Raw genomic sequence first — 20493 nt, 5'->3', positions numbered from 1 at the left:
GACCTCGTCCCCGGCGACTACGTGGTGCTCGCCTGGCGCGCCCCCTGCGGCGCCTGCCGCTCCTGCCGCCGCGGCCGCCCCTGGTACTGCTTCGACTCGCGCAACGCGGCCCAGCCGATGACCCTGCTCGACGGCACACCGCTGACCCCGGCCCTGGGCATCGGCGCGTTCGCCGAGAAGACGCTGGTCGCGGCCGGGCAGGCGGTCAAGGTCGACGCGGCGGCGCGCCCCGAGGCCGCCGGGCTGATCGGCTGCGGCGTGATGGCCGGATACGGCGCGGCCGTGCACACCGGAGGCGTCGGCAGCGGGGACACCGTCGCCGTGATCGGCTGCGGGGGAGTGGGCAACGCGGCGGTGGCCGGCGCCTCCCTCGCGGGTGCCCGCCGGGTCATCGCGGTGGACATCGACGACCGCAAGCTGGACGGCGCCCTCCGCTTCGGCGCCACCCACACGGTCAACTCCCGCGGCACGGACCCGGTCGAGGCGGTCCGCCAGCTCACCGGCGGCCACGGCGCCGACGTCGTCATCGACGCGGTCGGCCGCCCCGAGACCTACCGCCAAGGGTTCGAGATGCGCGACCTGGCCGGAACGCTGGTCCTGGTCGGCGTGCCCGAGCCGGACGTCAAGCTGGAACTGCCGCTCATCGAGGTCTTCTCGCGCGGCGGCGCCCTGAAGTCGTCCTGGTACGGCGACTGCCTGCCCAGCCGGGACTTCCCCGTGCTCATCGACCGCTACCTCAGCGGCCGCCTGGACCTCGAGGGATTCATCACCGAGCGGATCTCCCTCGAAGAGGTGGAGTCCGCCTTCGACACCATGCGCGCCGGCCGCGTCCTCCGCTCCGTCGTCGTCCTCTGAGAGCCGGCCCGCACCCGGCCCGCGTACGTCCTGCCCGACCCCGAAGGAGGGGCGCATGTCCCGCACACCCGCCACCCACGCCCGTGTGGTCGTGATCGGCGCCGGCATCGTCGGCTGCTCGCTCGCCGACGAGCTCACCGCACGCGGCTGGCGCGACGTCACCGTCCTCGAACAGGGCCCGCTCCCGGCTCCCGGCGGCTCCACCTCGCACGCCCCCGGACTGGTCTTCCAGACCGGCCCGTCCAAGACCATGACCGAGTTCGCCGCGTACACGGTGAAGAAGTTCAACTCCCTGGAGGTCGACGGCCTTTCCTGCTTCAACCCGCTGGGCGGGCTGGAGCTGGCCACCACCCCCGAGCGCTGGGCCGACCTGCACCGCAAGGCCGGACTCGCCGCCTCCTGGGGCGTACGCGCCGAACTGATCACCCCGGCCGAGTGCAAGAAGCACTGGCCGATGCTCGACGAGAGCCGGGTCCTCGGCGGCCTGTACACCCCCGACGACGGCCTGGCCCGCGCCCTCCTCGCCTGCCGCGCCCAGATCACCCGCGCCGAAGCCCGCGGCGCCCGCTTCCTGGAACGGCACACCGTCACCGGCATCGAGCGGGAGAACGGCCGGGTCACCGGCGTCATCACCGACCGCGGCACCTTCCCCGCCGACCACGTCGTCTCCGCCGCCGGCTTCTGGGGCCCGGTGATCGGCAAAATGGCCGGCGTCGACGTACCGCTGCTGCCGCTGGCGCACCAGTACGCCAAGACCGCGCCGCTCCCCGAGCTCGACGGCGTCAACGACCCGCGTACCGAGGCGAGCAAGCCGATCCTGCGCTTCCAGGACCGCGACCTGTACTACCGCGAGCACACCGACCGCATCGGCATCGGCTCCTACGCCCACCGCCCGATGCCCGTCGACCCCTTCACCGTGCCCGCCTTCGACGACGCGCCGGTCATGCCGTCCTCGCTGCCCTTCACCGCGGAGGACTTCGCGCCGAGCTGGGAGGACAGCGTCGGCCTGCTCCCCGCGCTCGGCGCGTCCCGCGTCGAGGAGGGCTTCAACGGCGTCTTCTCCTTCACCCCCGACGGCATGCCCGTCCTCGGCGAATCCCGTGACCTGAGCGGATTCTGGCTCGCCGAGGCGGTCTGGGTCACCCACTCCGCCGGCGTCGCCAAGGCCGTCGCCGAGTGGATGACCGACGGCCGGCCCTCCACCGACGTCCACGAGTGCGACCTGTACCGCTTCGAGGAGGCCCAGCGCTCACCCGCGTACATCGAGGACCGCGGCGCCCAGAACTTCGTCGAGGTCTACGACGTCATCCACCCCCTCCAGCCCATGGAGCAGCCCCGCCCGCTGCGGGTCAGCCCCTTCCACGCCCGCCAGCAGGAGCTGGGTGCGTACTTCCTGGAGGGCGGCGGCTGGGAGCGCCCGCACTGGTACGAGGCCAACGCGCCGCTCGCCGAGGGCCTCGACCTGCCCGAACGGGACGCCTGGTCGGCGCGGTACTGGTCGCCGATCGCCGCCGCCGAGGCGAAGGCCACCCGCGAGAAGGTCGCGCTGTACGACATGACGCCCCTGCGCCGGCTGGAGGTCACCGGGCCCGGCGCGCTCGCCTTCCTCCAGCGGATGACCACCAACCAGCTGGACAAGAAGCCCGGCGCCGTCACCTACACCCTGATGCTGGACGAGGCGGGCGGCATCCGCTCCGACCTCACCGTCGCCCGGCTCGCGCCCGACCGCTTCCAGATCGGCGCCAACAGCGGCGCGGACCTGGACTGGCTGCTGCGGCACGCCCCCGAGGGAGTCCACATCCAGGACATCACCTCCGGTACCTGCTGCATCGGCGTCTGGGGCCCGCTCGCCCGCGACCTGGTCCAGCCGCTCACCCGCGACGACTTCTCCCACGAGGCGTTCGGCTACTTCAAGGCCAGGCGCACCTACCTCGGGCACGTCCCGGTCACGGCCATGCGGCTGTCCTACGTCGGCGAGCTGGGCTGGGAGCTGTACACCACCGCCGACCTGGGCCTGCGCCTGTGGGACACGCTGTGGGAGGCCGGGCAGGAGCACGGCGTGATCGCCGCCGGGCGGTCCGCCTTCAACAGCCTCCGGCTGGAGAAGGGCTACCGCTCCTGGGGTCACGACATGACCACCGAGCACGACCCCTACGAGGCGGGGGTCGGCTTCGCCGTCCGCCCGGCCAAGGGCGAGTTCATCGGCCGGGCCGCGCTGGAGGGCCGCAGCGCGGACACCGCCCGCCGCAAGCTCACCTGCCTCACGCTCGACGATCCCGCGGCCGTCGTCCTCGGCAAGGAGCCGGTTCACGTGGACGGCGTGCCCGCCGGGTACGTCACCTCCGCCTCCTACGGCTACACCGTCGGCCGCTGCGTCGCGTACGCCTGGCTGCCGGCCGCGGCCGCCGTCCCCGGCACCGCCGTGCACGTGGAGTACTTCGGCGAGAAGGTCTCCGCGACCGTCACCGAGGAGCCGCTGTTCGACCCGCGCATGACCCGCATCCGCAAGTAGGGGACCGACCCGAGCCGCTTGAGGAGTCCGACATGACCACCACGCCCGAACTCGCGCCCACCAGCAGCCTGATCACCACCCTGCCCGGCAGCTCGTACACCGATCCCGAGGTCTTCCGCCAGGAGCAGGAGAAGATCTTCGAGCGGCTGTGGTTCTGCGCCGTGCGCAGCGCCGACCTGGACAAGCCCGGCGCCTTCCGCACCGTGCAGGTCGGCCGGGAGAACGTCCTGATCACCCGCAACCGCAAGGGTGAACTGCGGGCCTTCCTGAACATCTGCCGGCACCGCGGCGCCCGCCTGTGCACCGAGGAGTCCGGGGAGAACCGCCGCAACCTCCAGTGCCCGTACCACGCCTGGACCTACGACTTCGACGGCAAGCTCATCGCCGCGCCCAACCTGACGTCGATGCCGGACGTCGACCGTACCGAGCGCGGCCTGATCACCGTCCCGCTGCGGGAATGGCTCGGCTACGCCTGGGTCTGCCTGGCCGACGAGCCGCCGTCCTTCGAGGACACGGTGATCGGCGCGGCCGTCGAACGGCTCGGCGACGCCGCCTCCATCGAGCGGTACCGCACCGAGGGCCTGGCCCTGGGCAAGCGCATCACCTACGACGTGGCGGCCAACTGGAAGCTCATCATCGAGAACTTCATGGAGTGCTACCACTGCGCCACGATCCACCCCGAACTCACCGACGTACTACCGGAGTTCGCCGACGGGTTCGCCGCGCAGTACTACGTCGGGCACGGCGCGGAGTTCGCGCCGGAGGCCGAGGGCTTCACGGTCGACGGCAAGGGCGGCTTCGGCCGGCTCCCGGAGATCGCCGAGGACCAGGACCGCCGGTACTACGCGATCACCGTCCGGCCGCAGGTCTTCGTCAACCTCGTGCCCGACCACGTGATCGTCCACCGGATGTTCCCGATGTCCGCCGACCGCACCGTCGTGGAGTGCGACTGGCTCTACCTCCCCGAGGTCGTCGAGTCCGGCGCCGACCTCTCCACGTCCGTCGAGCTGTTCCACCGCGTCAACCAGCAGGACTTCGACGCCTGCGAGCGGACCCAGCCGGCGATGGATTCCCGTGGCTACCGCGACGGCGGCGTCCTGGTGCCCAGCGAGCACCACATCGGCGCCTTCCACCAGTGGGTCACCGAGCAGCTGGAGGAGAAGCGTGCCTGACCTGTTCATCGACGGCCGGTGGCAGGCGTCGGCCGGCGGGGCCACCCGCGAGATCCGCTGCCCCGCCGACGGCACCCTCGTCGCCGTGGTCGACGAGGGCGGCCCCGAGGACGCGCGCCGGGCGGTGGCCGCCGCCCGGCGCGCCTTCGACACCGGCCCCTGGCCGCGCACCACCGCGGCCCAGCGCGGCGCCAAGCTGCTGCGGGTCGCGGCCCTCCTGGAGCGCGACAAGCAGGCACTGGCCCGCGCCGAATCGCTGGACACCGGCAAACGCCTGGTGGAGAGCGAGATCGACATCGACGACATCGCGGCCTGCTTCCGCTACTTCGGCGAGCTGGTCATCGAGGAGGGGGACGGCGGCCGGACCGTCGACGCGGGCAGCGCCACCGTCGAGAGCCGGGTCGTCCACGAGCCGGTGGGCGTCTGCGCGCTGATCACCCCGTGGAACTACCCGCTGCTGCAGACCGCCTGGAAGGTCGCCCCGGCCCTTGCCGCCGGCAACACCTTCGTCCTCAAGCCCAGCGAACTCACCCCGCACACCGCGGTCCACCTGATGAAGCTGCTCGCCGAGGCCGGGCTGCCCGACGGCGTGGCCAACCTCGTCCTCGGTACGGGCCCGGAGACGGGGGCGCCGCTCACCGACCACCCGGACGTGGACCTGGTCTCCTTCACCGGCGGCCTGGCCACCGGGCGGCGGATCATGGCAGCGGCCTCCGCCACCGTCAAGCGGGTCGCGCTGGAACTCGGCGGCAAGAACCCCAACATCGTCTTCGCCGACGCCGACTTCGACACCGCCGTGGACTACGCACTGACCGCCGTCTTCCTGCACTCCGGGCAGGTCTGCTCGGCAGGAGCCCGGCTGCTGGTCGAGGACTCCCTGCACGACCGGTTCGTCGACGAGGTGGTCCGCCGGGCGCGGGAGATCCGCCTCGGCGGGCCCTTCGACCCGGAGGCCCGTACCGGACCGCTGATCTCCGCGGCGCACCGGGAGAAGGTCGAGGCGTACGTCGCCGCCGGGCTCGCCGAGGGCGCCGTCCTGCGCTGCGGCGGCGCCCGCCCCGACGACCCGGCCCTCGCGGACGGCCACTACTACCTGCCGACCGTCCTCGACGGGTGCACCGCCGGCATGTCGGTGGTCCGTGAGGAGTCCTTCGGCCCGGTCCTCACCGTCGAGCGCTTCACCGGCGAGGACGAGGCGGTACGGCTCGCCAACGACACCGTCTACGGGCTGGCCGGCGCCGTGTGGACCACCGACCCCGCGCGCGCCGACCGGGTCGCGGCCCGGCTGCGGCTCGGCACCGTATGGATCAACGACTTCCACCCCTACCTGCCGCAGGCGGAATGGGGCGGCTTCAAGCAGTCCGGCACCGGCCGCGAACTCGGCCCGAGCGGCCTCGCCGAGTACCGCGAGCACAAGCACGTCTGGAGGAACACCACCCCGAAGGCGCTCCACTGGTTCGACTGAACGACTGAGGAGAAGTTCTTGACGGCCCCCCGAGAAGAAAGCCCCACGCAGCATGTAGGACCAGCACAGCACACCGGCCAGGCCGAGGACGACGAGAGCCTCGCGGAGTTCGGGTACCGCCCCGAACTCAAGCGCACCCTCGGCAACTTCCACACCTTCGCCGCCGGTATCAGCTACATCTCCATCCTCACCGGCACCTTCCAGCTCTTCTACTTCGGCTTCGGCCACGGCGGGCCCGCCTACTGGTGGTCCTGGCCGATGGTCTTCGCCGGCCAGCTGATGATCGCGCTGTCCTTCGCCGAACTGGCAGCCCGCCACCCCGTCGCGGGCTCGGTCTACAACTGGGCGAAACGGCTCGGCAATCCGCACATCGGCTGGCTCGCCGGCTGGATGATGCTGGTCGCCTCGATCGTCTCGCTCTCCGCCGTGGCACTGGCGTACCAGCTCACGCTGCCGCAGATCTCCAGCGCCTTCCAGATCGTCGGCGACGGCAGCGGCCGGTACGACACCGCCACCAACGGCGTCCTGCTCGCCGGCGTCCTCATCCTCTTCACCACGCTCGTCAACGCCTTCGGCGTGAAGCTGATGGCCCGCATCAACACCGCGGGCGTCTTCATCGAGCTGATCGCCACGGTCGTGCTGATCGTGCTGTTCGCCGTGCACGTGGTGCGCGGACCGGACGTCGTCCTGCAGACCCACCACACCGGCTCCAGCCAGAGCTTCGGGTACCTCGGTGCCTTCCTCACCGCCTCACTGGCCTCCGCCTACGTGATGTACGGCTTCGACACCGCGGCCTCCCTCGGCGAGGAGTCCCTGGACCCCTCCCGCAACGCGCCCCGCGCCATCCTCCGGGCCCTGCTCGCCTCCTTCGTCCTCGGCGGGCTGATCCTGCTGCTCGCGCTGATGAGCGTGCGCAGCCTGGACGGCCAGGGGCTGGCCACCGACGGGCTGCAGTACGTCGTCCTCGACGTGCTCGGCGACACCGTCGGCAAGGCGATGCTGTGGTGCGTCCTGATCGCCGTCACGGTCTGCGCGCTCGCCGTGCACACCGCCGCCATCCGGCTCGCGTTCGCCATGTCGCGGGACAACAACCTGCCCGCCGCCTCGCTGCTCGCCCGGGTCAGCCCCCGCTTCCAGACGCCCGTCCTGCCCGCGGTGATCGTCGGCGTGCTCTCCCTCGGCGTGCTGCTGCTCAACATCCGCCAGCCGCAGATCTTCTCCGTCGTCACCAGCATCGGCATCATCATGATCTACGGCGCCTACCTGCTGGTCACCACGCCCATGCTGCTCGCCCGGCTGCGCGGCCGCTGGCAGCCGGCCCCCGGCCGCTTCTCGCTCGGCCGCTGGGGCCTGCCGGTCAACGTCCTCGCCGTCCTCTGGGGCGTCGGCATGATCATCAACCTGGCCTGGCCCCGCGAGGCCGTCTACAACGCCACCCCGCCGCACCACTGGTACCTGCGCTGGGGCGCCGTCCTCTTCGTCGGCGCCGTCGCCCTGGGCGGCTTCGCTTACTACTGGTTCGTCCAGCGCCACCGCACGGGCGTGCTCGCCGAACACGCCGCCCAGCAGAAGCCCGGAACCGACACACAGGAGAGGACGCCCACCCATGCCCAGTGAGGCCGAAGAGTTCGACTACGTCATCGTCGGCGGCGGCACGGCCGGCAACGTCGTCGCCGCCCGGCTCGGCGAGGACCCCTCCGTCACCGTCTGCCTCCTGGAGGCCGGCCCCTCCGACGTCGGCGACGACGACGTGCTGCGCCTGGAACGCTGGATGGGCCTGCTGGAGTCCGGATACGACTGGGACTACCCGGTCGAGCCGCAGGAGAACGGCAACAGCTTCATGCGGCACGCCAGAGCCCGCGTCCTCGGCGGCTGTTCCTCCCACAACTCCTGTATCGCCTTCTGGGCCCCCGCCGAGGACCTGGACGACTGGGCGGCCAGCGGCTGTACCGGCTGGGGCGCCGCCGACACCTTCCCGCTCTACCGGCGGCTGGAGTCCAACGACGCGCCCGGCGACCACCACGGCCGCACCGGACCCGTCACCCTCCGCACGATCAAGCCCGCCGACCCCTGCGGCAGCGCCCTCCTGGAAGCCTGCGCCCAGCAGGGCATCCCCACCACCCCGTTCAACACGGGCCAGACCGTGATCCGCGGCGCCAACTGGTTCCAGATCAACTCCGACGAGAACAACATCCGCCAGTCCTCGTCCGTCGCCTACCTCCACCCCGTCCTCGGGAAGCGCCCCAACCTGGAGGTCCGTACCGGCGTCCGCGCCAAGCGGCTGCTCATCGACGCCAACCGCCGCTGCGACGGCGTCGACTACCTCGACCCCGACCTCATCCACACCCGCACCGTCCGGGCCCGCCGCGAGGTCGTCGTCTCCTGCGGCGCCATCGACACCCCCAAGCTGCTGATGCTCTCCGGCATCGGGCCCGCGGCACACCTCCGCGACACCGGCGTGGACGTCGTCGTCAACTCCCCGGGCGTCGGCGAGAACCTCCAGGACCACCCCGAGGGCGTCATCATGTGGGAGGCGAAGCAGCCCATGGTGACCAGCTCCAACCAGTGGTGGGAGATCGGCATCTTCGCCGACACCGAACCGGGCCTGGACCGCCCCGACCTGATGTTCCACTACGGCTCCGTGCCCTTCGACATGAACACCGCCCGGTACGGCTACCCCACGTCCGAGAACGCCTTCTGCCTCACCCCGAACGTCACCCGCGCCCGCTCCCGCGGCACCGTCCGGCTGCGCACCCGCGACTTCCGCGACAAGCCCAAGGTCGACCCGCGCTACTTCACCCACGAGCACGACGTACGGGTGATGACCCACGGCCTGCGGCTCGCCCGCGAGATCGCCGCCCAGCCGGCGCTCGCGGACTGGGCGGGCGCCGAACTGGCCCCCGGCCCGGACGCCCGCACCGACGAGGAGCTGCTGGACTACCTCACCAAGACCCACAACACCGTCTACCACCCGGCCTGCACGGTGAAGATGGGCGCCGACGACGACGCCATGGCACCGCTGGACGCCCGGCTCCGCGTCAAGGGCATCCAGGGGCTGCGGGTCGCGGACGGCTCGGTCATGCCGGACCTGGTCACCGTCAACCCGTGCATCACCACCATGATGATCGGCGAGAAGTGCGCCGACCTGCTGAAGGAGGACGCCCGCTAACTCCCCTCCCTGCGGAACGGGGCGGGCGGCGCGCCCTCGACGACCGAGCGCGCCAGGTCGTGGAGGCTGCGCTGGTGCGCTCGCGCGTACCGGCGCAGCTCCGCGAACGCCGCGTCCGCCGGCACCCCGAAACGCTCCGCGAGCATCCCCTTGGCCTGCTCGATGACGACCCGGCTCCGCAGCGCCCGCTCCAGCTGCCCGGCCTGCTCGCACACCCGCCGGTGCCGCAGGTGCAGCGCGGCGGCCTCGGCCAGCGCCCGCAGCGCCGCAGCCCGCTCCGCCGGCTGCCCGGCGGCCGTGTCGTGGTACAGCACCAGGACCCCCAGGGCGGGCACGGGCCCGGTGTCCGCCGCGGTACCGGGGGAGGCGGGCGCGTCCTCGGGCCCCGCAGCCGTCAGCGGCAGCGCCGTGATCCGGCGCACCCCCAGCTCCCGTGCCCGCGCGGCGAACCGCGGCCAGCGCGCCGCCCCCTGGCCCGTGAGCGCCGTCTCGTACGCCGGGCCGCCGGACAGGCAGTCCCGCGCCGGGCCCTCACCGAGCCGGTCCTCCAGCTCCCGCAGCGCCTCGGCCCGCCGTCCCGAGGAGGCGGTGACGGGCGGCCGGCCGGCCAGCACGGCCACGGCCTCCGGCGCGGGCCGGCCGCCCAGCAGGGTCACGTACTCGATCAGGCACGTGGCATGGCGGGCGGGCTCCCGGCCGGCGGAAGAGGCGAGGTCCAGCAGCGCACGGGTCAGCAGCCGCTCCTGCTCGCACGGTGCGAGGGCGGCGACAGGGCGGATCGGCCCGGCCGGATCTGCCGCGTCCGCGGGGAGACGCGGGGCGGGGAAAGCCTCCATCCGGACAGTCAATGCCCGAGGGGGACCCGCCGATATCCACTTTGCGTAGCATGTGTACACGAAGCGCAGTCGGCTGCTCACCGCGCGCTGAGGACGAACGCACGGAGAACGGGAGCGGAATGACGGGGGAACGCGGCAGCGGGACGCTGCGGACGACGGCGGGCGGCGGGACGGTGACGGCGGGCCGTACGCCGCCGTTCCGCACGACGGACGTCGAACGGGCCCGCGCCTGGATCGCCGACGCGCTGTCCTACCCCGTGATGCTGGACCCGCTCGTGGCGCCGGAGGACTTCGACTTCACCACGAGCGCCGTGCGCCTCGGCCCGGTGACCGTCGCCAGCGTCGCCTACGGCACCGACGTGCTCAGCAGGAGCGAGGGCCTGGGCGTCGCCTACCACGTCAACGTCCCGGTCGGCGGGCAGGCGGTGCAGTCGCACCGGGGCGAGGTGTTCCGGGCGACGGCCGCCGAGGGCCGGGTCCCGGTCTTCGAGCCGACCGGCGCGCTCGCCGGCGAGCTGGACGCCGAGGCCGAGGTGCTGGCCCTCAGCTTCGACCGGCATGCGGTGGAGGCTGCCCTGGAGGAATTCCTCGAACATCCCGTACGGCCGCTGCACTTCCCCGGCGGGCTGGACCTGCTCAACGGCCGGGGGCGCACCCTGGCCGCGCTGGCCCGGACCGTCGCCGGCGAACTGGCCGAGCCCTCCGGCCTGCTGGACCACCCGCCGGTGGCCGCGAGCTTCGCCGACTCGCTGCTCACCGCGATGCTGTACGCCACGCCGCACCAGTACCGCGAGGAGCTGGCCGACCCGGCCACGCGTACCTGCCCGCGCCCGGTCAAGCGGGCCGTGGACGCGATGCAGGCCGATCCGGCGCACCCGTTCACCGTGCGGGAGCTGGCCCGCCTCGCCGGGGTGGGGCCGCGCTCCCTGCAGGCCGGCTTCAAGCAGCACCTGGAGACGACGCCGATGGCGTACCTGCGGCGGCTGCGGCTGGAGCGCGCCCACGCCGACCTGGTCCGGTTCGGCCCGGCCGTCTCGGTCACCGAGGTCGCGGGCCGCTGGGGCTTCACGCACCTGGGCCGCTTCGCCGCCGCCTACCAGTCGCGGTACGGCAGGCTCCCCTCGCAGGCGCACCGCGGCTGACGGCGGCCCGGCCGGGCCCGATGTCGGATTCAGGGACCCTGGTGGGCCTCGCGCGCGGTGTCCACGAAGGCTTCCAGCGCCCTCCAGAAGGGCGAGTAGGCGGCGTCGAACCGCTGCTCGGCGGCTTCCCAGTCGTCCGGGTCGGCACCGGCGTGCAGAGCCTGCTGGATCGCGGCGTGGAATGCGCGGGTGGACTTCTGGACGACCAGCGCCGCCTCGGCGGCCGGCCGCGGCCCCTCCAGCTCCACCACCCGCACGCACCGGCGGAGCGTGGCGTACTCGGCCGTCTGACGCTCACTCAGCCGCTGCAGCGCCGCCGTGTCCGCGTCGGCGGCCGGCTGCCGCAGCACGTCCGACACCTCCCAGAACAGCTCGCCCATGCGGTGCGCCTGCTCGATCAGTTCGAGGTAGGCCGTGCGGCGGCTCTCGCGGAGGCGTTCGCGGCGCTGGGTCTCGGCCGCGGTCTCGGCCTGGATGCGGGCCGCGCGGGTGCTGCCGCGGCTGGTGACCCAGCTGGCGAGGACGGCGGTGCCGCCGGTGACCGCGGCGATCGACAGGGTCCACAGGGTGCTCTCGGACATGGTCGGCAACCGTACCGGCCGGGCGGAGCGGCCGCCCGGCCGGCAGGGATCTGCGGAGCGTGCGGTCAGCCGACGGAGACCGCCGACCAGGCGGCGGCCACGGCCTTCTGCTCGGCGCTGTCCGCGCCGTACAGGTCCTTCGCCGCGTTGAGCGTGGCGGTGCGCGCCGCGGCGTAATTGGTGCCGGAGGTCATGTAGACCGTGAGCGCGCGGTACCAGATCTTGCCGAGCTTGTCCTTGCCGATGCCCTGCACCGTCGTGCCGTTGCAGGTCGGGGAGTCATGGGTGACGCCGCCGATCTCCTTCTTGCCGCTGCCCTCGGCGAGCAGGTAGGCGAAGTGGTTGGCGATGCCGGACGAGTAGTGCACGTCGAGGTTCTTCACCGAGGAGTTCCAGCAGTCCGGTGACTTGCCGTCCTTGGACGGCTTGTCCATGTAGCGCAGCGCGGCCTGCCCGAAGTCCGGCCGGACGATCTTCTCGCCGATGAGGTAGTCACCGGGGTCGTTCGCGTTCTTCGCGTAGAACTCCACCAGCGTCCCGAAGATGTCGGACGTCGCCTCGTTCAGCCCGCCGGACTCCCCGCTGTAGGTGAGGTTCGCGGTCGCGGAGGTGACGCCGTGCGACATCTCGTGCCCGGCCACGTCCAGCGCGACCAGCGGCCCGAAGACCTTGCCGTCGCCGTCGCCGTACGTCATGCAGAAGCAGCTGTCGTCCCAGAACGCGTTGTTGTAGCCGTTGCCGTAGTGCACGCGGTTGTACGAGCCCTTGCCGTCCCCGGCGATCCCGTTCCGCCCGTGCACGTTCTTGTAGTAGTCCCAGGTGGTGTCCGTGCCGTACTGGGCGTCCACCGCGGCCGAGGAGCGGTCGGCCGTGGTGCCGCTGCCCCAGTGGTTGTCGGCGTCGGTGAAGAGGGTGGCGGGGGCGCGGCCCCAGCAGATGTTGAGGATGCAGGAGTCGGTCTTGTTCTGCGCGTCGCCGGTGTACGTGCCACCGCGCGTGGCGTCCTTGAGCTGATACGTTCCGCCCGAGCTGGTGGTCTCCAGCGGCACGGTCCCGCTGTAGAGCGACTTGCCGTCGCCGGTCACGGTCTCCAGCCGGTCCCAGGCGTCGATCCGCTTGCCGGTGCGGGCGTTGGTGAGCACGACGTGCGCCTCGGGGTTGCCCTTGGCGTCCTGTCCGGCGGCGGTGGTCCGCCAGGCCAGCTGCGGCGCCCCGTGCAGCGCGTCGACGACCAGCAGCGGCTTGGCGGTGACCTTGCGCAGCGCGGTGCCGGGGTGCGCGGCGCGGAGCGCGGAGGTGCCCAGTCCGGCGGCCTTCTCCGCGCTGACGGCGGGCTTGACGGTGGGGACGGCGAGGTCGCTGCGGGTGGCGCGGGAGGCGCCCTCGTACGTCCCGTCGGGGGAGAGGTGGACGACCAGGTCGCCGCCGAGCACGGGAAGGCCGGCGAAGGTCCGGTCGTAGCGGACGTGCCGGCTGCCGTCGGGGTCGATGACGACGTCCCGTACGGAGGTGCGCTGGGCGGCGGTGAGGGCGAGCTGCGTGGCGTGCGCGGCGAGCGCGGAGTCGGCGCTGCGGACGGCGTCGGCGCGGTCGGGGGCCGGCCGGGCGGTGGCGGTCGAGGGGAGGACGGCGGCGACCAGAGCGGCCGCCGCCGTGGCTATGACGCTGGCGACGAGGTGCGGTCTCGATCTCATCGGACTCCTCGGGCGGCTGGGCAGCGCCCGGTACCGTGGGGCCCGGCGCGCTGATGGCGAGTCACATTAAGCGTCCATGACAACGGCCTGTCCATACCCCGGCCAGGACCGGCACATGCCCGGCACCGCTCCTACGCCTCGTCGCCTTCCACGGCGTACCGCACCGCCCGCACCGCCCGCTCCGACGGCACCACCCGCGCCACCTGTTCCGCGCTCTCCACGAGCCGCGGCGCGAGCTCACCGCCCCGAACACCGGCCGGCCGCCCCGAGGGCACCTGCACCACCACGGCGGCATGCGCACACCCCTCCGCCCCGATCACCGGCGCCCCGGCACAGCGGCCGCCTTCGACGTTCTCCTCGTCGCGCTGCGCCGCCGCGGTGCCAACCGGCCCGGCCGCTTTTGCTCAGTTCCCGAGGAGTCGCAGTGAGCCCCACAGGGCCACCACGGCGAGGGACAGGGCGGTGGGTACCGTGACCAGGCCGAGGCGGGTGAACTGCTTCAGGACCACGTCCGTGTCGTGGGCGTGGAGGATGCGCCGCCACAGGAGTGTTGCCAGGGAGCCCGCATAGGTCAGATTCGGGCCGATGTTGACGCCCAGCAGGACCGCCAGTACCGGCCCCAGGCCGGCCGGCGCGGCCAGCGGCACCAGGACCAGTACGGCCGGCAGGTTGTTGATCACGTTGGCCAGCACCGCGGCCAGCGCCGCGACACCGAGCAGCGCCGGCAGCGACGTACCGTCCGGCACCAGCCGGCCGAGCGCCCCGGCCAGCCCGTTGTCCACCACCGCGCGCACCACGACGCCCAGCGCCAGCACGAAGGCCAGGAACGGCAGCGACAGCGAACCCAGCAGGGCCCGCACGGTCGTCCGGCGCCGGGCCAGCGTCCGGACGGCCAGCACCAGCGCACCGGCCGCGGCCGCCCACGCCGGCTCGACGCCGAACGCCGAGGTGACCACGAAACCGGCCAGCGTGCAGGCCACGGTGACCACCGCGAACACCGGCACGTCCGGCGGCTCCGCACCGCCCGCCGCCGGCACCGCCGCCTCCAGGTCGGCCGCGAACCAGCGCCGGAACACCACGTATTCGGTACCGATCGCCACCAGCCACGGCAGCACCATCAGCGCGGCGAACCGGGTGAAGCTCAGCCCGCTCGCCGCGAACGCGAGCAGATTGGTCAGATTGGAGACCGGCAGCAGCAACGACGCGGTGTTCGACAGATGCGCGCACGCGTACACGTGCGGGCGCGCCCGCGCACCCAGCCGGGCCGCGGTCGCGAAGACCACCGGCGTGAGCAGCACCACGGTGGCATCCAGGCTCAGTACGGCCGTGATCGCCGAGGCCAGCACGAAGACCGCGGCCAGCAGCCGCCGGGGCCGGCCCGCGGCCGCGCGCGCCATCCAGGCACCGCACGCCTCGAACAGTCCCTCGTCGGCACAGAGCCGGGCCAGCACCAGTACCGCGGCGAGGAAGCCGACCACCGGCCCCAGCCGCGCGGTCTCCTCCCGCACATGATCCAGCGGGATCGCACCGGTCCCGATGACGACACCGGCGGCCGGCACCGCGACGGCAGCCTCCGGCAGACCGAACGGCCGGACCACCGCGCACACGAGCACGACGACGAGCAGGGCCGCGGACAGCGTTTCCGCGAGGGGGGTGTTCAGAGCGGTTCCTTTCAACGGGCCGCGCGCTCGGGCACGCACTCGGTTCCGTATGCCTCGACCGTACGTCGCCGGCAGGCCGGACAAATGTCGCAGAGTATGCGCTGGCCAGGCGTCATGGTGCAGGATGGGGGCTGCGGATGACGCCGTACGCGTGTCACGCACGGTCAGGTTTGTATGTATATCCCTAGAATTGCTCGATGCAGATATCGCAGTTGCCCAGCGCCCTTGCGAGCGAGGTGATCCGGTGACCCGCCCCGACGCCACCGACGAACAGTGGGAGGGCCTCGCCGAGGTCGTCCCGCTGCGAGGTGGCCGCGAGTGGCCCTCGTGGCCCGACCACCGCGCCCTCCCGGACGACGAGCCGGGCGAGGCATCCCGGCGCTTCATCGTCATCCGCGTGCAGACCTTCGCGGACGCCCGCGAGGTCGCCGAACACCTCATGGCCCAAGTGCCCGTCCTGCTCGACCTCAGCAGCGCCGACACGGACGTCGCCAAGCGCATCCTCGACTTCTCCAGCGGCGTGGTCTTCGGCATCGGCAGCGGCATGCACCGCGTCGACACCAACGTCTTCCTGCTCGCGCCTGTCGGCACCGAGGTCGAAGAACCCCGCGCGGGCACGGCACCGCACCACTGAACAACCGGCACGCGCCCGCACGCGCACGACGGAACGGGCCGTGTGGAAGGGCTCGCGGGGCCGCGGAAGCGGGGGACAGGGGCGCACGCGTGGGGGCGGGGAGCGAGGACTCGGCGTGCGCGCGTCACCGGAGGCGCCGCGCCGGGCGCAGCGCCCGTAGGCGCCGCGCGGTGTTCCCCCGTTCGTAGGAAGGGCTTTCCGGCGTAACGGTTCTCCGCACCACCGGCTCTCTAGCGTGCCTGGCATGACCCCCTGGAGCCGCACCGACGGCACCGACGAGGACGCCCCGCCCCGCACCACGCCCCGCACCCCGGATCCGGGCGCGGACCCGGGGACGGCGAGGCCGGGTGCGGGCCCGGAGGCAGACCCGGGCCCGGACGCGGGCCTGGGCGCGGGCGCGGCCGTATTGGGCGGCGCACCTGAAGGCGCCGCGTACGACGTGCCGGGCGGCGCGCCGGAGGACGCCGAGGTGCCGGGCAGCGCGCCGGAGGACGCCGAGGTGCCGGGCGGTGCGCCGGAGGACGCCGAGGCACCGGGCAGCGCGCCGGACATGCCGGGAGGCGTGCCCGACGTGCCGGGTGGCGTGCCCGACGGTGCCGCACCCGGCGCCTCCGTGTCAGCCGTCGCCGCCTCCGACATCCCCACGTCCGACCCCCTCGCGTCCGACGCCCCCGCGCCCCTCACCCGCCCCCTCGTCACCGAACTCCGGCTCTCCGCCTTCAAGTCCCACCGCGGCGCGACCTACCCGCTCGCCCCGCTCACCCTCTTCGCCGGCCCCAGCGGCAGCGGCAAGTCCAGCGCCCTCCAGGCGTACACCCTCCTCGTACGGCTCGGCGCCGGCGAGCCGCTGGACCGCGCCCTCGCCGCCGTACCGGGCGGTGCCGCCGCCTGCGCACCGGACCGCGCCGCCCCCGACGCCCAGGGCAGACGCGGCTTCCGCATCGGCTGCACCGTCGACGGACCGGCCGGCCCGGTCCGCCTCGACCTCGCCGTACAGACCGAACCGGAACTCCGCGTCGCGGGCGAACGCCTCACCGGCTGCGGCCGCACCCTCTTCACCACCGCCCTCACCGACCCCGGCCGCCGCACCGTCCAGGCCGCCTGGCACACCGCGGGCCCGGCGCCGGTCACCCGTGCTCCGCTCCCCGACGACCGGCTGGGCACCGCGCTGCTCCCGCTCCGCGTCGCCGGCACCACCGCGGGCCAACGCCTCGTGCTGGCCGCCGCCGAACAGACCCTGATCGCCCTGCGCTCCTCCTTTCCGTGCGACCCGCGCCCCGAGGCCGTACGCGCCTTCGCCCGCGGTGCGAGCCGCTCCGCCCGCCCCGGCACGGGCACGGGCACGGGAGTGGGCACGGGTGCGGGTGCGGCCGGCCCGACGGGCGGCGTGACGGGCGGCCCCGGAGCCCCCGCCCACGGCACCGAGGCCGCCCGCCTCCGCCCCGACTGCGGCAACCTCGCCGCCGTCCTCGACCGCACCAGCCGCGAATGCGCCACCCGCCACGCGGCCCTCGTCGACGCGGTACGCACCGGCTGCTCGGACCCGGTGGACGACGTACGGGCGGAGCGGCCCGGCACCCGCGTACGGCCAGAGCGGGACGGGCCCGGCGACGGCGTACGGGCGGAGGGGGCAGGCGACCGGCTACGGCCGGAAGGGGCCGGTGCCCGCGTGCGGGCGGAGGGGCCCGGAGCCGGCCGTGATGACCGGATCCGGCCGGCGGTCGCGCGGTCGAGCGGCGGCGGGACGGCGGCCCGGGCCGTACTGGAGCGGGGCGGAACGCTCGGCGCGATACCGGTGGACTGGCTCGGCGACGGCGAACTCCGCTACCTCGCCCTGGCCCTGGTCCTGCTGACCGGCCCCGGCGTGCTGGCCGTCGACCCGGTGGCCGAGGTGCTGCCGGCCCGCCAGGTGCTGACCGTGGTCGCGGACGGGCTGGACCGCTGTCTGGACCGGCGGCAGTCGACCGCCCTGCTGGAACTGGCCGTACGGATGGCCGCGCGCGGCCACGTCCGGCTGCTGGGAACGGTGACGGACGCCACGGCCGCCGCGCGGGTGCCGGGGATCAGAGTGCTACACCTGGGGGCATGAGTGAAGATCTTCCCACCCTGCAGCGCCGGCTGGCCGACTTCGCGGCGGCCCGCGACTGGCAGCAGTACCACACGCCGAAGAACCTCGCCGCGGCGCTCAGCGTCGAGGCATCCGAACTGGTCGAGATTTTCCAGTGGCTGACCCCTGAGGAGTCCGCCAAGATCATGGCCGATCCGGAATCCGCGGCGCGCGTCGAGGACGAAGTGGCCGACGTACTGGCGTACCTGCTCCAGTTCTGCGGCGTACTGGGCATCGACGCGGCGGCCGCGCTGGCCGCGAAGATCGAGCGCAATGAGGAACGATTCCCCGCGAATCGACCCGGTCGTCACTCTCCGGAGTGATGATCCTCGCAAACTCGCCTTAGTTGTCCACAGATTTGCGAATTACTCTAGCGCTTTCGGCCGTTCCGGTTCACTCTGGGTAGTGGAAGGTGTGCGCGAGACAGTGGACGAGGGGCAAGGGAAGGGGTCGTGCATGGATGCGGTGCGAATCATCGCGGCCAGTCGGCACGGTCTGGCCCAGGCGCGGACGGTCCAGGACATCGTCATAGAGGCGTGGCAGGCGCAGGCCTTGGCGGAGGCCGTCGGCAGCCTCCTGGCGATATCGGGACCGTTCGAAGTGCGGGCCAAGGCACGACGACTGGGCGAGGCGGGAGGACGCTCGGGCGCAGCGGTGCTGTGTCCCTTACCGAGAACCTACGGCCCCCGCGCCGCGCAGCTCTCCGAAGTACGCGACCACAAGGTCGCGTTGACGGACCTGTGCGGTCTGCTGGCCGAAGTGTGCGAGGCGCTGGTGAGCGTCGTCTGCGCGGCTGAGGAGGACGGCCTCTACTGGACCTGCGTGGAGGCCATGGACGCGGCCGACGAGTCCCGTGACCGTGCCGCCGCCATCCTCAAACAACTCCTCGTCCGAGACGGCCTGCACGACCACGACCCGGCCTGACCCACCCCCGGCCACACGACCACGGGCCAGGGCCACAGGGCCATACGGCCACACGACCACGGGGCCACAGTGCTCCGCCGACAGAACCAGACCGTCCCCAACTCCACCCGACCCACGCCGACTCCACTGCCCGCCGACTCCATCCGTTTCCGACCCGCCGCGAGCCTGACCATGCCGCACCCTGGCTGTGGCTGTGGCTGTGGCTGTGGCTGTGGCTGTGGCTGTGGCTGTGGCTGTGGCTGCGGCTGAGGCTCTGGCTCGACTCGGGGCTGACTGGGCATCAGCCGGGGCGCTGCCATCTCCGACTCGGTCGGGTCCGATGCCGATGCCGGCGCCAGCCCCGCCGGCCGTCGACTCCACCTGACGCCGACCTCTGCCCGCTGCGAGCCAGGCGACCGGCGCAACGTCGGAGCTCGGGTTGCTGGGCTGGATGGGGCACTCTGGAGCCTCAGGGCGGTGGCGGATGCCTGCCTTCCCCCAGGGCCTCGGGGAGGGGGAGCGGGTGTCGGGGCCGGGGTGCTGGGTGCGTGCGTCTCGGAGGTCGAGTGGTGGGCGCCGGGTGCGTGCATCTCGGAGGTCGGGTGGTGGGCGCCGGGTGCGTGCGTTCCGGAGGTCGGGTGGTGGGTGCTGGGTGCGTGCGGCGTCCTTGGCGTCGGGTGGTGGGTGCTGGTGAGAGCTGGGTGGTGCTGAGGTGGGTGGTTTGGGTGGGGTGGGGTGGTGGTGCGGGGGTGGGGGAGGGGGCGGGGGAAGATGGAGGCATGGATCTGCGAATCTTCACCGAGCCTCAGCAAGGCGCCAGCTACGACACCCTCCTCACCGTCGCCAAGGCCACCGAGGACCTCGGCTTCGACGCGTTCTTCCGGTCGGACCACTACCTGCGGATGGGCGCGGTGGACGGGCTGCCCGGGCCCACCGACGCCTGGATCACCCTCGCCGGGCTGGCCCGCGAGACCAAGCGCATCCGCCTCGGCACGCTGATGACCGCCGGTACGTTCCGGCTGCCGGGCGTCCTCGCGATCCAGGTCGCGCAGGTGGACCAGATGTCCGGCGGCCGGGTCGAGCTGGGACTGGGCGCCGGCTGGTTCGAGGAGGAGCACAAGGCGTACGGCATCCCCTTCCCCAAGGAGAAGTTCGGGCGGCTGGAGGAGCAGCTGGCGATCGTCACCGGACTGTGGAACACGCCGCTCGGCGAGGAGTTCACGTTCGAGGGGACGTACTACCAGCTGGAGAAGTCCCCCGCCCTGCCGAAGCCCGCGCAGCCCAAGGTGCCGGTGCTGATCGGCGGGCACGGTGCGACGCGTACGCCGCGACTGGCCGCCCGGTACGCCGATGAGTTCAACATCCCGTTCGCCTCGCTGGAGGACACCCGCCGGCAGTTCGGCCGGGTACGGGCGGCCGCCGAGGAGATCGGCCGCAACGGCGACGACCTGGTGTACTCCAACGCGCTGGTCGCGTGCGTGGGCAAGGACGACGCCGAGGTGGCGCGCCGCGCCGCCGTCATCGGGCGTGAGGTGGACGAGCTGAAGGCGAACGGTCTGGCGGGTTCGCCGGCCGAGGTCGTCGACAAGATCGGCCGGTACGCGGAGGCGGGCGCTTCCCGCGTCTACCTCCAGATGCTGGACCTCGACGACCTGGACCACCTGGAGCTCATTTCCTCGCAGGTGCAGAGCCAGTTGGGCTGACGTCGGGCTGCCGCTGAGCGGGGGAGCGGGTGCGGTGGGGCATGGCCTTGGCCTCCGCC

16 protein-coding genes and 1 pseudogene are annotated in these 20493 nt (G+C 72.9%); 12 read left to right on the top strand and 5 right to left on the bottom strand.

The window, feature by feature from the left end; all coding sequences use genetic code 11:
- From C3486_RS27940 to C3486_RS27915, 6 genes are all read left to right on the top strand, one after another.
- Nucleotides 1-855 (top strand): S-(hydroxymethyl)mycothiol dehydrogenase (locus tag C3486_RS27940; RefSeq protein WP_103835549.1); only part of this gene is annotated, 855 nt, incomplete at its 5' end.
- Between the two features lie 55 nt (nucleotides 856-910).
- Complete coding sequence (locus C3486_RS27935; protein WP_103835548.1) at nucleotides 911-3367, top strand: FAD-dependent oxidoreductase; 2457 nt, start codon at nucleotides 911-913, stop codon at nucleotides 3365-3367.
- A gap of 32 nt (nucleotides 3368-3399) precedes the next feature.
- A complete protein-coding gene (locus C3486_RS27930) occupies nucleotides 3400-4539 on the top strand; it encodes an aromatic ring-hydroxylating dioxygenase subunit alpha (protein ID WP_103835547.1) in 1140 nt (379 codons plus the stop codon).
- Nucleotides 4532-6004, top strand: coding sequence for an aldehyde dehydrogenase family protein (locus tag C3486_RS27925; protein WP_103835546.1), 1473 nt, complete (start codon nucleotides 4532-4534; stop codon nucleotides 6002-6004). The genes C3486_RS27930 and C3486_RS27925 overlap by 8 nt, the downstream gene beginning before the upstream one ends.
- 18 nt (nucleotides 6005-6022) lie before the next feature.
- Nucleotides 6023-7621 carry an APC family permease gene (locus C3486_RS27920; protein WP_103835545.1) on the top strand — a complete coding sequence of 533 codons (1599 nt, stop codon included), beginning with the start codon at nucleotides 6023-6025 and terminating at the stop codon, nucleotides 7619-7621.
- Entirely contained in the window at nucleotides 7611-9173 is a 1563-nt protein-coding gene (locus tag C3486_RS27915) for a GMC family oxidoreductase (RefSeq protein ID WP_103835544.1), read from the top strand. The genes C3486_RS27920 and C3486_RS27915 overlap by 11 nt, the downstream gene beginning before the upstream one ends.
- Here C3486_RS27915 and C3486_RS27910 read toward each other — a convergent pair.
- Nucleotides 9170-10009 carry an ANTAR domain-containing protein gene (locus C3486_RS27910; RefSeq protein ID WP_103835543.1) on the bottom strand — a complete coding sequence of 280 codons (840 nt, stop codon included), beginning with the start codon at nucleotides 10007-10009 and terminating at the stop codon, nucleotides 9170-9172. The two genes, C3486_RS27915 and C3486_RS27910, sit on opposite strands and share 4 nt — an antisense overlap.
- 119 nt (nucleotides 10010-10128) lie before the next feature.
- Here C3486_RS27910 and C3486_RS27905 point away from each other — a divergent pair, with 119 nt between their 5' ends.
- Nucleotides 10129-11151, top strand: a complete 1023-nt coding sequence (locus C3486_RS27905) for an AraC family transcriptional regulator (protein WP_181138727.1) — start codon at nucleotides 10129-10131, stop codon at nucleotides 11149-11151.
- A 29-nt stretch (nucleotides 11152-11180) separates the two neighbouring features.
- Here the strand turns inward: C3486_RS27905 and C3486_RS27900 are convergent, their stop codons facing one another.
- From C3486_RS27900 to C3486_RS27885, 4 genes and pseudogenes are all read right to left on the bottom strand, one after another.
- A complete protein-coding gene (locus C3486_RS27900; RefSeq protein WP_103835541.1) occupies nucleotides 11181-11732 on the bottom strand; it encodes a hypothetical protein in 552 nt (183 codons plus the stop codon).
- Nucleotides 11733-11797: 65 nt separating this feature from the next.
- Complete coding sequence (locus C3486_RS27895; RefSeq protein WP_103835540.1) at nucleotides 11798-13426, bottom strand: M4 family metallopeptidase; 1629 nt, start codon at nucleotides 13424-13426, stop codon at nucleotides 11798-11800.
- A 131-nt stretch (nucleotides 13427-13557) separates the two neighbouring features.
- Nucleotides 13558-13788, bottom strand: a pseudogene (locus C3486_RS38835) (hypothetical protein); the annotation flags it as partial.
- A 42-nt stretch (nucleotides 13789-13830) separates the two neighbouring features.
- Nucleotides 13831-15087: an SLC13 family permease gene (locus tag C3486_RS27885; protein WP_103835551.1), complete on the bottom strand. Its 1257-nt coding sequence runs from the start codon at nucleotides 15085-15087 to the stop codon at nucleotides 13831-13833.
- A 244-nt stretch (nucleotides 15088-15331) separates the two neighbouring features.
- Between C3486_RS27885 and C3486_RS27880 the strand changes: the two genes are divergently transcribed.
- From C3486_RS27880 to C3486_RS27855, 5 genes are all read left to right on the top strand, one after another.
- Nucleotides 15332-15721 carry a cell division protein SepF gene (locus tag C3486_RS27880; RefSeq protein WP_103835538.1) on the top strand — a complete coding sequence of 130 codons (390 nt, stop codon included), beginning with the start codon at nucleotides 15332-15334 and terminating at the stop codon, nucleotides 15719-15721.
- 550 nt (nucleotides 15722-16271) lie between these two features.
- A complete protein-coding gene (locus tag C3486_RS27870; protein WP_374936925.1) occupies nucleotides 16272-17810 on the top strand; it encodes a biotin transporter BioY in 1539 nt (512 codons plus the stop codon).
- The gene (locus C3486_RS27865; RefSeq protein WP_103835536.1) at nucleotides 17807-18151 is read left to right on the top strand and encodes a nucleotide pyrophosphohydrolase; all 345 of its coding nucleotides are present in this window, start codon (nucleotides 17807-17809) and stop codon (nucleotides 18149-18151) included. The genes C3486_RS27870 and C3486_RS27865 overlap by 4 nt, the downstream gene beginning before the upstream one ends.
- Nucleotides 18152-18284: 133 nt before the next feature.
- Nucleotides 18285-18752: a DUF6099 family protein gene (locus C3486_RS27860; RefSeq protein ID WP_103835535.1), complete on the top strand. Its 468-nt coding sequence runs from the start codon at nucleotides 18285-18287 to the stop codon at nucleotides 18750-18752.
- Nucleotides 18753-19510: 758 nt separating this feature from the next.
- On the top strand, nucleotides 19511-20434 hold the full coding sequence (locus C3486_RS27855) for an LLM class F420-dependent oxidoreductase (protein WP_103835534.1): 924 nt from the start codon (nucleotides 19511-19513) through the stop codon (nucleotides 20432-20434).
- Nucleotides 20435-20493 lie beyond the last annotated feature (59 nt).

The organism is Streptomyces sp. Ru73 (assembly GCF_002920575.1).
Lineage (GTDB): Bacteria > Actinomycetota > Actinomycetes > Streptomycetales > Streptomycetaceae > Streptomyces.
The sequence above is the reverse complement of the archived record's forward strand: the minus strand, read 5'-3'. Positions and strand labels throughout refer to the sequence as shown.

Bases quoted from the DNA above. Each gene is read 5' to 3' on its own strand.
- C3486_RS27935 (WP_103835548.1), top strand. From the start codon at position 911: ATGTCCCGCACACCCGCCACCCACGCCCGTGTGGTCGTGATCGGCGCC.
- C3486_RS27915 (WP_103835544.1), top strand. From the start codon at position 7,611: ATGCCCAGTGAGGCCGAAGAGTTCGACTACGTCATCGTCGGCGGCGGC.
- C3486_RS27870 (WP_374936925.1), top strand. From the start codon at position 16,272: ATGCCGGGAGGCGTGCCCGACGTGCCGGGTGGCGTGCCCGACGGTGCC.
- C3486_RS27895 (WP_103835540.1), bottom strand. From the start codon at position 13,426: ATGAGATCGAGACCGCACCTCGTCGCCAGCGTCATAGCCACGGCGGCG.
- C3486_RS27900 (WP_103835541.1), bottom strand. From the start codon at position 11,732: ATGTCCGAGAGCACCCTGTGGACCCTGTCGATCGCCGCGGTCACCGGC.
- C3486_RS27860 (WP_103835535.1), top strand. From the start codon at position 18,285: ATGGATGCGGTGCGAATCATCGCGGCCAGTCGGCACGGTCTGGCCCAG.
- C3486_RS27910 (WP_103835543.1), bottom strand. From the start codon at position 10,009: ATGGAGGCTTTCCCCGCCCCGCGTCTCCCCGCGGACGCGGCAGATCCG.
- C3486_RS27905 (WP_181138727.1), top strand. From the start codon at position 10,129: ATGACGGGGGAACGCGGCAGCGGGACGCTGCGGACGACGGCGGGCGGC.
- C3486_RS27930 (WP_103835547.1), top strand. From the start codon at position 3,400: ATGACCACCACGCCCGAACTCGCGCCCACCAGCAGCCTGATCACCACC.
- C3486_RS27865 (WP_103835536.1), top strand. From the start codon at position 17,807: ATGAGTGAAGATCTTCCCACCCTGCAGCGCCGGCTGGCCGACTTCGCG.
- C3486_RS27855 (WP_103835534.1), top strand. From the start codon at position 19,511: ATGGATCTGCGAATCTTCACCGAGCCTCAGCAAGGCGCCAGCTACGAC.